This is a genomic window from Qipengyuania sp. Mu-71, assembly GCF_036867055.1.
Lineage (GTDB): Bacteria > Pseudomonadota > Alphaproteobacteria > Sphingomonadales > Sphingomonadaceae > Qipengyuania > Qipengyuania profunda.
In genome coordinates this window covers 521,134-536,155 of the sequence record NZ_JBAJHR010000001.1, presented here as the reverse complement: position 1 = coordinate 536,155, position 15,022 = coordinate 521,134, and the positions used below count along the sequence as shown (strand labels likewise).

The 15,022-nt window shown below is 65.2% G+C and carries 13 protein-coding genes; 2 read left to right on the top strand and 11 right to left on the bottom strand.

Translation table 11 applies throughout. The features are described 5' to 3' along the window. The 7 genes from V6B15_RS02595 to V6B15_RS02565 form a co-directional block, all read right to left on the bottom strand. Positions 1–765, bottom strand: coding sequence for a TrbG/VirB9 family P-type conjugative transfer protein (locus V6B15_RS02595; RefSeq protein ID WP_334199914.1), 765 nt, complete (start codon positions 763–765; stop codon positions 1–3). Continuing rightward, positions 762–1,937: a type IV secretion system protein gene (locus V6B15_RS02590; RefSeq protein WP_334199913.1), complete on the bottom strand. Its 1,176-nt coding sequence runs from the start codon at positions 1,935–1,937 to the stop codon at positions 762–764. Before V6B15_RS02590 ends, V6B15_RS02595 begins: the two co-directional genes overlap by 4 nt. Continuing rightward, positions 1,934–4,366: a VirB4 family type IV secretion/conjugal transfer ATPase gene (locus V6B15_RS02585; RefSeq protein WP_334199912.1), complete on the bottom strand. Its 2,433-nt coding sequence runs from the start codon at positions 4,364–4,366 to the stop codon at positions 1,934–1,936. Before V6B15_RS02585 ends, V6B15_RS02590 begins: the two co-directional genes overlap by 4 nt. 15 nt (positions 4,367–4,381) lie before the next feature. Continuing rightward, entirely contained in the window at positions 4,382–4,666 is a 285-nt protein-coding gene (locus tag V6B15_RS02580) for a type IV secretion system protein VirB3 (RefSeq protein ID WP_067694164.1), read from the bottom strand. Between the two features lies 1 nt (position 4,667). Further along, positions 4,668–4,967 carry a TrbC/VirB2 family protein gene (locus V6B15_RS02575; protein WP_320181882.1) on the bottom strand — a complete coding sequence of 100 codons (300 nt, stop codon included), beginning with the start codon at positions 4,965–4,967 and terminating at the stop codon, positions 4,668–4,670. Between the two features lie 4 nt (positions 4,968–4,971). Then, positions 4,972–5,601: a lytic transglycosylase domain-containing protein gene (locus V6B15_RS02570; RefSeq protein ID WP_334199911.1), complete on the bottom strand. Its 630-nt coding sequence runs from the start codon at positions 5,599–5,601 to the stop codon at positions 4,972–4,974. 149 nt (positions 5,602–5,750) lie between these two features. Then, positions 5,751–6,134 carry a hypothetical protein gene (locus V6B15_RS02565; RefSeq protein ID WP_334199910.1) on the bottom strand — a complete coding sequence of 128 codons (384 nt, stop codon included), beginning with the start codon at positions 6,132–6,134 and terminating at the stop codon, positions 5,751–5,753. Between the two features lie 267 nt (positions 6,135–6,401). Here V6B15_RS02565 and V6B15_RS02560 point away from each other — a divergent pair, with 267 nt between their 5' ends. Together V6B15_RS02560 and V6B15_RS02555 are read left to right on the top strand one after the other, a co-directional pair. Then, positions 6,402–7,970 carry a hypothetical protein gene (locus tag V6B15_RS02560; RefSeq protein WP_334199909.1) on the top strand — a complete coding sequence of 523 codons (1,569 nt, stop codon included), beginning with the start codon at positions 6,402–6,404 and terminating at the stop codon, positions 7,968–7,970. 126 nt (positions 7,971–8,096) lie between these two features. Beyond that, positions 8,097–10,847, top strand: coding sequence for a TonB-dependent receptor domain-containing protein (locus V6B15_RS02555; protein WP_334199908.1), 2,751 nt, complete (start codon positions 8,097–8,099; stop codon positions 10,845–10,847). 437 nt (positions 10,848–11,284) lie between these two features. On the opposite strand, the gene V6B15_RS02550 is transcribed toward V6B15_RS02555, so the two are convergent. The 4 genes from V6B15_RS02550 to V6B15_RS02535 form a co-directional block, all read right to left on the bottom strand. Further along, positions 11,285–11,962 (bottom strand): response regulator transcription factor, encoded by a 678-nt coding sequence (locus tag V6B15_RS02550; protein ID WP_253522663.1) that lies wholly within the window; start codon positions 11,960–11,962, stop codon positions 11,285–11,287. Between the two features lie 104 nt (positions 11,963–12,066). After that, a complete protein-coding gene (locus V6B15_RS02545) occupies positions 12,067–13,089 on the bottom strand; it encodes an aldo/keto reductase (RefSeq protein WP_334199907.1) in 1,023 nt (340 codons plus the stop codon). Positions 13,090–13,120: 31 nt separating this feature from the next. After that, positions 13,121–13,858 (bottom strand): SDR family NAD(P)-dependent oxidoreductase, encoded by a 738-nt coding sequence (locus V6B15_RS02540; RefSeq protein ID WP_334199906.1) that lies wholly within the window; start codon positions 13,856–13,858, stop codon positions 13,121–13,123. A gap of 13 nt (positions 13,859–13,871) precedes the next feature. Next, positions 13,872–15,014 (bottom strand): acyl-CoA dehydrogenase family protein, encoded by a 1,143-nt coding sequence (locus V6B15_RS02535; RefSeq protein ID WP_334199905.1) that lies wholly within the window; start codon positions 15,012–15,014, stop codon positions 13,872–13,874. Positions 15,015–15,022 lie beyond the last annotated feature (8 nt).

Below are 15,022 nucleotides of genomic sequence, written 5' to 3'. Positions count from 1 at the left end.
TTACCTCCCCTTCGAGGCGAGAGCGGGACTGCCGCTCGCACTGGCAGCGGGCCGTTCGGGCCCGGTGTTGATCAATTGGGCGCTATCCTCACCCGACCGCAGGACAATCGTGCGCGGCACGCCGTCGACGACGATCGTATCCCCGCGCACGGTGAAATTGACCGGGCCCTCGATGCCCTGGCTATTGGTCACGAGGATCGCGGGCACGTCCTTGCCGCTGGGCCAGGTGAGGAAGGTCGCGGTGCCATCGTCATATGTGTTTTCGGGCAGCAGCTCGGGATCGCCCGAGGCATTCCACGCGAAGTTGAGGTCTGCCGGATCGACGACCGCATAGGGATCGCGCGCGGCCTGCCGCTCCACCGCATTGGGCGCCATCTGTACCGGCTCTTCCGCAGGTTCGTCGGGATAGGCGAAGCGCATCAGGTAGAGCGGCTTGGCACCCGGGCTGGCGACGAGGTCGAACAGATAGGTGCGCTTGCTGGTGACGACCGTCAGATTGGTCGCGGCGCGCGGCTCGAGCGGTTTGACGAACAGGATGTTGGCGCGCTTGTTGGGCGTGACCTGCCAGGTCGCGCTGTCGCCGATGGCGACGTTCTCGATCACCTCGTCATCGCCGAACATGATGCTCGCCTGCACTGCAACGCGGCCGTCGATCCGGACCACCTTGGTCTCGTCATACAGCACCTCGACGAGGCGCGAATCCTGCGCGCTAGCCGGTACGGCCAGCAGGGCGAGAGCGAGCGCGGGAATGAGCGCGCGGGTCATGCGTGTTTCTCCATGGAACGGTCGAACGCCTTGGGCGCCGCGGACTTGAACCGGCTGCCGATGCCGGAACCGCGGACGCGGGCCTTGCTGTCGGGTGATTGCGGGGTGGAAGCGGACGAGGTGGCATACACTTTGACGGTGCGCGATCCGCCGCTGCCGCCCGCGCCGCCGCCATCGTTAGCGGCATAGGCGGTCGGGACTGCCGAGACGTCGATCCGGCGCGCCTGCGAACTGGCCTGGTTGGCCGCCTGTGCCTGCGCCAGCGCGGGGGCGGCGACCGCATGCTGGGGGGCCGGCGCGGAAGAGGACTTCTCCTCCCGGTCGGGCACCAGCCCGAACACCGACCATCCGGCCACCATGGCTCCCGCCACCTTGAGCACGAGCACCATCAGCGCGACATGCACCGCGCCGATCATGAAGAAGGCCATGGCCGCCTGCGGGTCGATCTGGCCCGGGGCAGCGGTCAGCGCGCCGAGGATCGGCACTGCGAGTTCGAGCATCACGCTGCCGCCGAGCACCGCGAACAGCGGCGCCAGCGCGCACAGGGTCAATCCCTTGACCCAGCCGGTGAACAGGCCCCGCGTGCCGTCGAATAGCGCCAGCACGACGAACAGCGGACCAAGCGCGATCAGCACGCCGAGCGCGATCTTGGTGGTGACCAGCAGGCCGACGGTGCCGAGCATGAACAGGAGCGCGCCGAACCACATCATGCCTTCGGGCGAGAAGGTGGAAATGTCCTCCGCCCCGGCGCTGGCTTCCTGGATGGCGAGGAAGACCACATCGATCTTCTGCGCGAAAGTATCGGTCGCCGAACCCTGCGCCCCCGTAAGCACGCCCGCAAGGTAATCGGGGGTAGCGACGGCGAGGTTCCAGACCACGCTCTGGTAAGCGATCCAGCTGGTGGCGAAGGTCAGCACGAGGCCCAGCGTCATCATCCGCGGGACGAGGCTGCGCACGCCGATATTGGTCCGCCCGGTCAGCAGCGCGAAGGCGAACAGCGCGATGAACAGCGTCAGGACGAGGGTCAGCACCGTGCCGAGCGAACCGCCCGGTGCGAACAGCCGCCCGAATGCGGCCGCGCTGGCCTCGCCCGCGATACAGTCGACCCCGCGCAGCGCGGCGGCGACGCCATTGCCGACATCGGCGGCGACGCGGTCGCAGGTCGCGCTCATTCGGCGGCGAGGCCGAGGGCTTCGACCCCGGCCCCCTCTTCGTCATTCGCCCCGCCCGGCCATTTGGTCCCGGTAAGCGCGGGGAACCACTCGCTCGGCGCATCGCCCAGCGCCTCGCGCAGCAGGTCGAGCCGGCGGACCGAGCTTTCGCGGCCCGAGAGCAGCGTCAGCACTTCGGGTGCGCCCGACAGGTCGAGGCGCACGACGACGCTCGCATCGGGCTGGCGCACGAGGAAGCAGCGGCTGTGCGCGGGCAGCGTGCGGATCAGCGCGAGCTCGTGTTCGGTCAGGCCGAAGCCGTCGCAATAATCCTCGGGCCGCGCGCGGCTGTTGGGCATGAACACCATGGTCGCGGTTTGCTCGACCAATGCGGTCGAAATGCGGCTTTCGAGCGCATCGCGCGCGCTTTGCGTGGCGAATCCGACCAGCGCGTTGCGCTTGCGCAACGTCTTGAGCCAGTCGCGGATGCGCGCGGCGAAGATCTCGTCGTCGAGCGCCTTCCAGCCCTCGTCGATCAGGATCATCGTCGGCTTGCCGTCGAGCCGTTCCTCGATGCGGTGGAAGAGATACATCATCGTCGGCGTGCGCAGCCGCGGGTTCTCGAGCAGCGCGGTCATGTCGAAGCCGAGCACACGCGCGGTCAGATCGAGCCGGTCGTCGGCATTGTCGAACAGCCAGGCATGTTCGCCCTCGCCGATCCATGCGCCGAGCCGATCGGCCAGATCGCCTGGTTGCGGGCGCCGCGTACCCGACAGCAATTCCTTGAAGTGCCGCAGGCGGCGCAGCGAAGCATCGTTGGCATAGGCCGCATCGACCGCACCCGCGATAGCCTGTTCCTCCTCGGGGCCTTCGGCCTTGAGCAGCGCGCCCAGCCAGTCGCGCAGGAAGGCCTTGTTGCCGGGCGTATCGGGCAGCGACAGCGGATTGAACCCGGTCGGTTCGCCCGAACGGATGCTGTCGTAGCGCCCGCCGATACCGCGCACGAACAGTTCGGCGCCGCGATCCTTGTCGAACAGGATCGTGCGCGGGCTGAATTTCTGCGCCTGCGCGGCGAGAAAGTTCATCACCACGGTCTTGCCCGAGCCGCTTGGCCCGATGACCGAGAAATTGCCGAGGTCGCCGTGGTGGAAATTGAAGAAGAACGGCGTCGCGCTGGTGGTTTCGAGCAGCGTCACCGCCTCGCCCCAGTGATTGCCCTGCGCCTGCCCCAGTGCGAAGCCGTGCAAGCTCCCGAAGCTCGCCATGTTCGCGCTCGAGATCAGCGCGCGGCGGACGAGGTAGCCCTCATTGCCCGGGAACTGTCCCCAGAAGGCGGGTTCGAGATTGGTATCCTCGCGCACCGCGATCGCGCCGGTGTCGGCGAGGGCTGCGGCGCAGGCGGCCATGGCATCGTCGAGCTGGCCAAGCTGGCGTTCCTTGACCATCACGGTCAGGTGGTGATCGCCAAAGCCGACCGCCCCATTGCCCAGCGCATCGCGCGCGGAAAGCATGTCGGCGCGTTCGGCGGCGGCTTCCTCGTCGGCGCTCTTGAGACGGCGGATCGCCAGATCCATCCGCTCGCGCGCGGTCTGCCGCTCGGTCGGGGCGTAGCTTTCGCTCACGACCATTTCGAAGGGCAGCCGCAGCAGGCTGTCGAGCAGGCCGGGCGAGGTCGCCTCGGGATAGTCCTTGAGACCGAGCACGGCGCCGAAATCGGGCGAGCGCGAGCCGCGCATCTCGATCGCGTCGAGCCCGAAGCTGACGCGGCGATAGGGCAGCATGTGGCCGATATCGACATCGTCGGCGGGTTTGCGCACCGGGCGCATCTCGCCATTGTAGAGCGCGCTCAGCAGTTCGAGCATTTCCGAATTGGTGTTGCCCTGCGGACCGACATAATCGCCCAGCGGGGTTGCGCCATAGGCGGTCAGCGCCGCGACCAGCCCTTGCGAGGCGGCGCGCAGGCTGCGCAGATCCTTGGGATCGGGTTCGAGCCGTTCGCCGCCCTGACGGCGGAATGTCTTGGCGACACGCTCGGCCAGTCCCGCCTTGCCGCGCGCCGGACGCCGGATCAGCGTGATAAACTGATCGTTGACGAACAATTGGCCCGAGCCGAGCCGTTCGCGCCAGCGCGCATCGATATGGCGGCTGATCGGGTCGGGAAATTCGGCTTCCAGATCGACCGACACGCGCCGCCGGATGACGTGGTGATACAGCACGAAGCGCGCATCGAGCGTGGAACGCAGCACGATCTCGCGCGTGGCGGCATGCGCATTCAGCGCTTCGCTGTCCTCGGTCTCGAACAGCAGTCCGGGGACCTGGATCGCGGTCATCACCGATCCGTCACGCAGCAGCAGCGTGCTCTCGTCGAGCATGCGCAAATAGGGCAGGCGATCGCCCGCGCGCGCTTCTTTCGCGCTCCAGGCGGCAGCCCCTTTCCACTTCGTCGTCATGCGATACCTTTCCGCTCAGGCTGCATAGGAGTTGCAGCCCCAGCGCTTGTAATTCTTGACCCGCGGGCACTTCGACACCCGGGTGATCCACAGGTCGAAGATGCGCGGCTCGCGCAGGCAGGCGAAATAGCCGATCCCGTGCATCACCGCGAAGACCAGCAGCGCCAGCCAGCTCCCGGTGATCAGGAACGCTTCGGTGGTCACCATCCCGTTGATGATGAAGTAGTTATATGTCACCCCCGCGAACATCTGCGGGCGCGTCAGCGCACGGTGGACGGGATGGCGAACCAGCGCGGTCATGTCAGCCGGCCACGCCCTGGATCCCGGCGACGATCGAGGCCGCGCCGAACAGGATGAACACGCCGATGATCACGGTCGCGCCGAAGCGCCAGTTGAGACGGCCGGTCAGCATCATGAAGCCGACCGCGGCCACCGCCATCACCGCGACCGCGGTGGCGACATTGCCCAGCAGCGTGCCCTGCAGCCAGCCGAGCGCAGCGACGATCGGCCCCGAACCGGCCGGATCGGCAGCCTGCGCGAAAGCCGCGCTGGGGGTCATCAGGGCGGCCAGAACTGCCGGCAGGGTAAACTTGCGACTCAATTGATTACTCCCGTGAATGGTCCGAAAGGCGGCCCATGATGGCCGCCACGTAATGTTGCGTTTCGCGGATGCGCGGGATGCCGCCCGCGCGGATCACGCGGCCGGGCCCGGCATTGTAGGCGGCGAGCGCTTTTTCGAGATCGCCGTCGAAGCGGTCGAGCTGTTCGCGCAGATAGCGCGCGCCGCCCTCGAGATTGGCGAAGGGATCGTCGGGATCGACACCGAGGTCGCGGGCGGTGCCGGGCATCAGCTGCGCCAGCCCGCGCGCCCCCACCGGCGAGACCGCGTTCGCGCGCCAGCGGCTTTCCTGCCACACCAGCGCCTCGATCAGCGTCGGGCTGAGATCGAACCGCGCGGCGAGCTCGGCCACCTTGGCCTGGTAATCGGCGGGAACGAGGCGCGCATGCTCGCCCGGATCGGCAATGGCGATGTCGGGCACGAAGATATCGGCCGGCACTTCGGCCAGCGGCGCGGCAACCCCCGGTTCGGCCGGGGCAGCGACCAGCGCGGCGCCCCCGCCGGTGATCCAGCGCGCGCCGTCCGTATCGATCTCCATAACATCCGCTTTCGCTGCGAAAGCGGTAAGCGCGGCGCAGGACAATCCCATCACCAGCGCCAAGCGTGCCAGAATCATTGCACCCTCCGTGCGGCCCCATTGGGCATACTACATGACAGGCGGGTGACAAAAAGCCGAATATCGCGGGAAAGTATTACGCCCCAACAGGAAAAGGCCCGCCTCCCGGTAAGGAGACGAGCCCAATAGTGCCGCGATCTCGCGTAGATCTACCGGAGCGACAAGGCGTAATAGCGGGCAAATTCACCCTTATCGAGCATGGCCAGCGCCTTGCGGGCAAGGCGGCGCGAATCCACCCAGTCACCCGCAGCGGTTTCCAGCTCGACGCTGTCGCGCGCGCCTGCAGCGGCTTCGAATTCGGTCCGCGCCGCATCATAGTCGCCCATGCGCGCGAGCGCGATCCCGTGATTAATCAGGCGGGCCGGGTCGGCCGCGGCCAGTTCATCGCAGTTTTCAATGGCCTGACGGGCGGCGCGATTGTCGTTCGCGACCAGTTCCTCGTAGCCGACATCATAGCCAGCCTGGGGGCCCGGAACCGCTTCGACCGGTCCCTGCGCCAACAGGGCCAATGCAACGCTTGTGATGATCGCCATGACAGCTCTCCCTATTCATCTTGTGGGAGTGTTTATGCCGCCTTGTTACGATCGCTGCAATAAAACTGTAACGTTGTCATATTTGTGCAATCTGAGGGCCGATCGGGCTTTTTTTCGCAAAGCCCATCGGTTCGTCGCACTAAGCGATGGATTTGCAACATAACGGTCACGAACCGAATAAAACTGTCACGAAGCCCCCCTAGCGGACGAGTCGCGATCAACGACTTCGCATTCTGATTCATCCGGTTTTTGAGGGGACCGTTACCCGTGACCAATTTCCATCGTTCGCTCGTCCTCGGCTGCTCCGCTCTGGCTCTCGCCAGCTGCGGCGCCGACGAAATCGTCTCGCCGGGTACCGGCGGTGACGTGATCATCAACAATCCCACCCCGGCACCCACGCCGACCCCGACACCGACACCGACGTCGGCACTGGTCACCCCGGCAGCGGGCTGCCCGACCATTTCGGATCCGGCCGGCCTGACGGATGACAACACGATCTCGGGCCCGACCGGCGAATACCGCGTCTGCACCCTGCCCGCGCGCTTCACCGCTTCCTCGACCCTGCCCTACATCGAAGGCCTGCTCTACCGCATCGACGGCCGCGTCGATGTCGGCACCGATGGCGGCGCTGCCGATACCGGTGCGGATACCGATGTCGAACTGACCATCGAGCCGGGCGTCATCCTGTACTCGGCCGGCTCGGGCTGGCTCAACGTCAACCGCGGCAACACGATCGACGCCAACGGCACCGCCGACCGTCCGATCATCTTCACCAGCCGTGACAACGTCCAGGGGCTCAACACCGCCAATTCGTCGGGCCAGTGGGGCGGCGTCGTCCTGTCGGGCCGCGCTCCGGTCACCGACTGCATCGCTCCGGGTGCAACCCCCGGCACCACCGCCTGCGAACGCCAGGTCGAAGGCGCGGCACAGCCCGCCCTGTTCGGCGGCGCGACCGTCAACGACAGCTCGGGCAGCATGAGCTTCGTGCAGATCCGCTACTCGGGCTTCGTCCTCTCGGGTGACAATGAGCTTCAGGCGCTGACCACCGGCGGCGCCGGCACGGGCACGCAGCTGAGCAACATCATGAGCTACAACAGCTCGGATGACGGCGTCGAATTCTTCGGCGGCCAGTTCAACGTACGCAACCTGATCGTGGTGGGCGCCGAAGACGATGGTCTCGACACCGACACCGGCGTCAAGGTCGACATGCAGAACGTGATCGTGATGCAGCGCCCCGGCGTTGGCGACACGATCATCGAAGCCGATTCGTCGAACGGTCTCGAGGAAGACACCCCGCGCCAGAACACGCGGATTTCGAACGCCACCTTCATCGCCAACAGCGGCGTGGGTGACCAGGCGGTCCGCATCCGCGGCTTTGCTGACTATACGATCGTCAACTCGATCCTGGTCGACAACGAAGGCTCGACGCCCTGCCTGCGCGTCGACAACACCGAAACGCTCAACCGCGCAGCCAATGCCGCGATCGACGAAGCCGGTCCGGTGGTGTTCAACTCGTTCGTGCTCGACTGTGCCGAGGACTTCCGCGACAGCTCGGGCGGGGTCACCGCAGCCAATATCCAGACCCGCTACAACGCCGGTTCGGACAATGATGCGGCCTTCACCAACACGCTGACCATGGGCTTCGTCAACGGTTCGAACGAAGACGCCGTGAACGTGTTCGACCCGACCGGGCTTTCGTCCTTCTTCCAGCTCCCGACCAACATCGGCGCCGTCTATGCCGGCAACGACACCTGGGTGAACGGCTGGACCTGCAACTCGGCCACCGTGACGTTCGACGCCGCTGTGTCCGACTGCGCGAGCCTGCCGGTCTACTAATCGGCCACGACAGGCCGCGGGGCGCGCGTTTGATGCGCGTCCCGCGGCCTTCTTCGCTTTTCGCACCGGAGCCCTCGCCTGGCTCCAGCCAAGTTTAAAGGCCTGAACATGAGGGGGTCTCGAACCATGTCGACCGGCAAGCAGCTCACCGCGCTGCTCCTGCTCACCACCGCGCTCACCTTTCCTGCCGGCGCTGCTTTCGCCCAGGACGCGAGCACGGGCGCCGAAGGCGTTCCCGCCGAACAAGATCCCGCGACCGACGCCGTCATGGCGCAGCAGGTCGAGGGCATCGACGACACGCCGGAAGAAGAAGAGTTCGAGCAAACCGAGATCTCGGTTCCCGGCGGCGCGATCGTCGTCACCGGTCGCCGCCGCCAGGACGTCACCCGCGCCTCGTCGCAGGTCGTCTCGGTGCTCGACAGCGCCAGCATCGCGCGGACGGGCGAAGGCGACATCGCCGGCGCGCTGACCCGCGTCACCGGCCTGTCGACCGTGGGCAACGGCCTCGTCTATGTCCGCGGCCTGGGCGATCGCTACTCGCTCGCGCTGCTCAACGGCCTGCCGCTGCCTTCGCCGCAGCCGCTCAGCCGCGTGGTCCCGCTCGACATCTTCCCGACCAGCGTCATCGCATCGAGCCTGGTGCAGAAGACCTATTCGGCCAACTTCCCCGGCGAATTCGGCGGCGGCGTGATCAACCTCACCACCCGCGCGGTACCGGAGGAAAGCTTCCTCAAGATCAGCGCGGGCGTTTCGGGTGATACCGAAACCGCCTTCGGCACGGGCTACACCTATTACGGTTCGGATTACGACTGGTTCGGCTTCGACGACGGGCGCCGCGACCCCGGCCCCAATCTGCAAAGCTTCTTCGACAGCGGGCAGGCGATCAACAACGAGGGCGTCGACCAGCAGGCGATCCTGACCGAATTGGGCGATCCCAATCTGATCCTGCTGCAAAGCACCGACGAACTGCCGGTCAACTGGTCGGGCGGCATCACTGCGGGCACCAGCGTCGATGTCTTTTCCGATGGCCGCTTCGGCGTGATCGCGACCGCGTCGCTGAGCAACAAATACCGCAATCGTTACATCACGCGGCAGACCGCGCTGAACGGCGATCTCGACCTCGACCAGACGGGCAACCAGTTCCAGACCGACCAGCGGATCCTGGCCAATGCCATGCTCGGCTTCGGGCTCGAAGTGGGCGAGCACCGCTTCCGCCTCACCAATCTCTACATCCGCGATTCGCTCAAGCGCGCATCGCTGGCGCAGATTTCCGATCTCACCGACGACGATGACGATCTGTTCCAGAACACCGGCTGGTACGAACGCGAGCTGATCGACACGCAGTTTGTCGGCGAGCTCGAATTCGGCGATCTGTCGATCGACCTGCGCGGTGGTTATGCGCAGACGCAGCGCGAAGCCCCGAACGAATGGGAATTCGTCTATTCGCGCGATCTCAACCCGACCGGCGGGTTCGACGACATCTACCTCAACCTGCAGAACGGCGGGCAGCGTGGCCGGACCACGGTCGCCTTCTCCGACCTCACCGAAGACCTCTATTACGGCGGCGTGGACGTCAGCTACCAGCTGGCCAACTGGCTCGGCGTGACGGTGGGCGGTGCCTATACCGATACCGACCGCCTGTCGCGTCGCCGCGAGTTCGATATCCGTACCACCGGCGATTACCCGCTGGCATTCGGTGCCTTCCGCCCGGACAATCTGCTCGGCGATGCGCTGATCGAACTGGGTTACGACACCGAAGCGCAAGCCGCAGGCGGGATCGGGCCGTTCTCCTACACCATCATCGAAACGACCGCCGCCGACCCGGCCTTTTCCGCCGGGCTCGAGATCAAGGCGGGCTACGCACAGGCACGCGTGACCCCGGTCGATCGGCTGTCGCTCGATGTCGGCGTGCGCTACGAAGACGCCACGCAGGAAGTCGTGCCGCTCGGTCTCGACGGGCTGCCCAGCGGTTCGGCCAATGCGACGCTGCTGAACAATGACTACTGGCTCCCCGCGGCGACGCTGACCTGGGAACTGACCGACAGCCTGCAGGCACGCTTCAACGCGTCGAAAACGATTGCGCGGCCACAGTTCCGCGAATTGATCCTGCAGACCTATTACGATCCCGAAAGCAACCGCCAGTTCACCGGCAACCCCGGCCTGATCGACAGCGAGCTGACCAATTACGAGGCCCGCGTCGAATATTACTGGGGTTCGGGCAGCAAGTTCAGCCTCGCCGGGTTCTACAAGGACATCGAGAACCCGATCGAAGTGTTCTCGAGCTTCAACGACAACACCGTGGTCAGCCGCTTCGCCAATGCGCCGCAGGCCGAGCTCTACGGTGCGGAAGTCGAAGTCCAGTGGAACAAGGACCTCTATTCGCTGGGTGAATGGTGGGACAGCAAGCGCTTCGTCGCGATTGCCAACTACACTTACACCCAGTCCGAAATCAGCGTGCAGTCGAGCGACATGGTCAACGTGCCCGAGCTTGGCGGCCTGCAGGCGGCGACCAACTTCTTCGAAGACGGTACCGCGCTGACGGGTCAGTCCGACCATATCGCCAATGTGCAGCTGGGGCTGGAAGATCTCGACCGGGTCAGCCAGGTGACCTTCCTGTTCAACTACGGCAGCAAGCGCGTCATCAGCCGCAGCACGCTGTCGCGCCCGGACATTCTCGAAAACCCCGGCCTGACGATCGATTTCGTCGCGCGGCAGGGTTTCGAACTGGCCGGGACCGACATGGAAGTGAAGTTCGAGGCGCGCAACCTGACGGGGCGCGACCACTTCGAATACCAGACCACCGGCACCACGCGGATCGAGAACAACAGCTACGACGTCGGCCGCAGCTTCAGCCTGTCGGTTTCCGCCGAGTTCTGATCACACCAGCATACCCCTCGGAAAGGGCCGCCTTCGGGCGGCCCTTTTTCGTTGATGGTGGGCTGAATTTGGGTGGGAATTGGCCACTGACGATATTAGACTAAAATAATGTCGCTCGGTTCGTTCGCTCATAAAATGGCTCGCTTCAACCGAGGCTATGGTAGAATCTTTATACCGATTTGGCTGGCATTCGTTGGACTATATACGATCGCTGCTGCCGCTGACTCCTTCTTGGAGTTTGGGTGGGGTTACGATTGGAGCGATGCAAAATCGGCCTGATAATGTTCGGCGGTGGGATCGCCTTTTGGTTTCTCTGGCAAGGCGGCTTGGGACTTATCGAGTGGTTCAACGAGACGATGTTTGGATCTGACCCCACAAAGAATGATGATTGAGTCCGCAAACAGGCCGTTAGCCGACAGACCGCTTTCGCCCGACGCTCAGTCGTAGCTGTCGTAGACATACCCCAGCGAGCGCACCGTGCGCACGCGCTCGCCCGCGCCGACCTTGCGGAGCGCGCGGCGCAACCGGCCGATCCAGACATCGACCGTGCGTTCGTCGATCGGCGGTTCCTGCTTGCCCAGTGCCGCGATCAGATCGCCGCGCGACAGCACGCGGTCGGGGTTCTGTGCCAGGAAATGCAGCAGGCGGAATTCATTGGGGCGCAGGTCGAGCGCCTGCCCGTTCCACCGCGCCTGCAAGGCTGCGAGATCGACCAGCAACGCGCCCAGCTCGAGCCGTTCGTTGACGCGCGGCTGCGCACCGCCGACCTGCAGCGCCATCACACGGTCGAGCACCACGGTCCGGTCGATCGGGCCGACGATGTAGTCATCCGCTCCGGCCCGCAGTGCGCGGCGTTTGTCCTCGGCATCGTCCTCTTCGAGCACGATGGTGATATGCGCGTCGTCCATACGCGGGTCGGAGCGCAGCCGGCGGCACATTTCGAGCCCCGACATATCGGCCATGACCCAGTCGACGAAGGCACACACCGGCCCTTCGACAAGCCGCCGCGGGCCATCGGGATAAAGCCGCGCGAAGGCATAGCGGATGTCCCCATTGTCGAAATCGGGAAGGTCGCCTGCCATCGGGTCTGTCAGGAAGATATTGATCGTTCGCACGCTGCAGTGTCCCACCCAGTCAAGGGCAGCGATGCCGCAGTCATGTGACCTGTTTGTGACCCGATTTGCGTGTTTGTAACACTTTGGGAAAAGCGCGCGATTTCCTATTCGGCGACCGGCGATAGCGACCAGTTGCGCGGCACGGTGGAGACCACGCCAACCGGGGTCTTGGGCTGATAGGGTTGTTCGAGCCGCGCGACCTCGTCATCGGTCAAGTTAAGATCCATCGCGGCCACGGCTGCGGCGATATGGCCGTCCTTGGTCGCGCCGATGATCGGAGCGGTCACATCCTTGGCGAAGTGCCATGCCAGCGCGACGCTCGCGCGCGATACACCGCGGTCTGCGGCAATCGCGCCGACCGTCTCCACGATTGCGCGATCCGCCTCTTCCTGCTGGCCATAGAGCAGCTTGCCGAAGCCGTCGGTCTCGCTGCGCACGGTGGTTTCATCCCATGCGCGGGCGAGCTTGCCGCGGGCGAGCGGGCTCCAGGGGATGACCCCCACGCCCTGATCGGCGCAGAGCGGCAGCATTTCGCGTTCTTCCTCCCGATAGAGCAAGTTGACGTGGTTCTGCATCGAGATGAACCGCGTCCAGCCATTCGCGCGGGCCACTTCCTGCGCCTTGGCGAACTGCCAGGCGAACATCGACGAGGCGCCGATATAGCGCGCCTTGCCCGCCTTCACGATGTCGTGCAGCGCCTCCATCGTTTCTTCGATCGGCGTGGCATCGTCCCAGCGGTGGATCTGGTAGAGATCGACATAGTCCATCCCCAGCCGCGTCAGGCTGTCGTCCACCGCCTGCATCAGCGCCTTGCGCGACAGACCGCCCGCATTGGGGGCCTGCTGCCAGGGCAGGAAGGCCTTGGTCGCGACCACGATCTCGTCGCGCCGCGCGAATTCGGGCAGCAGGCGCCCGATCACTTCTTCCGACGCGCCGCGCGAATACATGTTCGCCGTGTCGAAGAAGTTGATCCCCGCCTCCACCGCCTCGCGGATGAAGGGACGGCTTTCATCCTCGGACAGCACCCAGTCGCCATGCCAGCCCTTGCTGGTGTCGCCATAGCTCATGCAGCCAAGGCACAGCCGAGAAACCTTGAGGCCCGACGGCCCGAGATTGACATAGTCCATGATCGTATCCCCTTTCAGGAGCAGGCCGGTTTCAGGCGAGCGTCATTCCGCCATCGACCCGTATGGTCTGGCCGACGATATAATCGGCCAGCGGCGAGGCAAGGAACAGCGCCGCCCCGGCCATGTCCTGCGGGGTGCCCATCCGCCCGGCCGGTATACGCGCCACCGCGCCTGCCGCGCGCTGCTCGTTCTCGGTCGTGACCTTGGTCAGCTTGGTGGGGACGAGGCCCGGCGCGATGCCATTGACGCGAATGCCCTCCCCCGCCCAGGCCTGCGCGAGGCTGCCCACCAGGCTGACCGCGCCCGCCTTGCTCGCCGCATAGGCGGGGTTGCCCAGCATGGCGTGATAGGCGCCCACCGAACTGACCACGATCAGCGATCCGCCCTGCTCGGCCAGCTTAGGGCGCACGATCCGCGCGCAATCCATCAGCGAGTTGAGATTGACCTCCATCACCGCGTCCCAGCCCTCGCGCTCGAATTCCTCGCGGCGATAGCGCACCGTGCCCTGGCACAGCACGACGACATCGAGCTGCTCGGGCAGTTCAAAGCTGGCAGTGGCGGAGGCGTCCGACACGTCGAGCCGGTGGAAGGTCAGCCCCGCCAGATCGCTGCCTTCGGAGGCCGCATAATCGGATGCCGCAGCGCGGGTTCCGGTGACATGGACCAGCGCCCCGTGCTGGCGGAAGCCATGCGCAATGCCGTTGCCGATCCCGCTCGTCCCGCCCACGACGAGGACGGTCTTACCGGAGAAGTCGAGCGAATCGGTCATGCGGTATTGCTCCTCAGATCGAGCGGCTGATCACTTCCTTCATGATCTCGTTGGTGCCGCCGAAGATGCGCGTGACACGCGCATCGCGCCACAGCCGGGCAATCGCATATTCGTTCATGTAACCGGCCCCGCCGTGCAGTTGCAGCGCCATGTCGCAGGCTTCCCATTGCAGGTCGGTGTGCCACAGCTTGGCCGCGCTTGCCTCGTCGGTGGTGAGCTCGCCCGCGAGGTGCTTCCTGATCGCCCAGTCGAGATGCGCCCAGCCGACCTGGATCTTCGCCTTGAGATCGGCGAGGACGAATTTGGTGTTCTGGAACTCGAACACCGTCTTGCCGAAGGCCTTGCGGTCCTTGGTGAACTTGACCGCTTCGTCGAAAGCGCGCTGCGCTGCGGCCTGCGCGCCCACCGCGATGCCCAGCCGTTCCTGCGGCAGTTCTTCCATCAGATGAATGAAGCCGCGCCCCTCGCCGCCGAGGATATTGGTCATCGGCACGCGGACGTCGTTGAAGAACAGTTCGGACGTATCGGCCGAATGCTGGCCGATCTTGTCGAGATTGCGCCCGCGCTCGAACCCTTCGGTGCCGGCATCGACCAGCACCAGCGAGGTGCCCTTGGCGCCCTGTGCGGGATCGGTCTTGGCGACGACGATGACGACATCGGCGTTCTGGCCATTGGTGATGTAGGTTTTGGACCCGTTCACCACGAGGTGATTGCCGTCCTTGATCGCGGTGGTCCGGATGCCCTGCAGATCGCTGCCCGCGCCGGGTTCGGTCATCGCGATTGCCGAAATCACATCGCCCGAGACCATGCCGGGCAGGTATCTGGCGCGCTGTTCCTCGGTGCCGAGACGCTCGATGTAATTGGCAGTGATATCGTTCTGCAGCGTGAAGCCGGCCGAGCTGCCGAGATAGGACAGCTCCTCGCACAATACGCAGTTGAAGCCGAAATCGAGGCCGAGGCCGCCGTTCTCTTCCTTCACCGTGGGGCACAGCATGCCCGCTTCGCCGAGCGCTTTCCATGCGCTGCGCGGGACAATCCCCTCTTCCTCGTGCTGGTCGAGATAGGGCGTCATGTGTTCGGCGAAAACCTTGCGCACGGTGTCGCGGAACGCCTCGTGATCGTCGTTATAGGCAGTGCGATGGCTGGTATCGAGCATGTCCATCT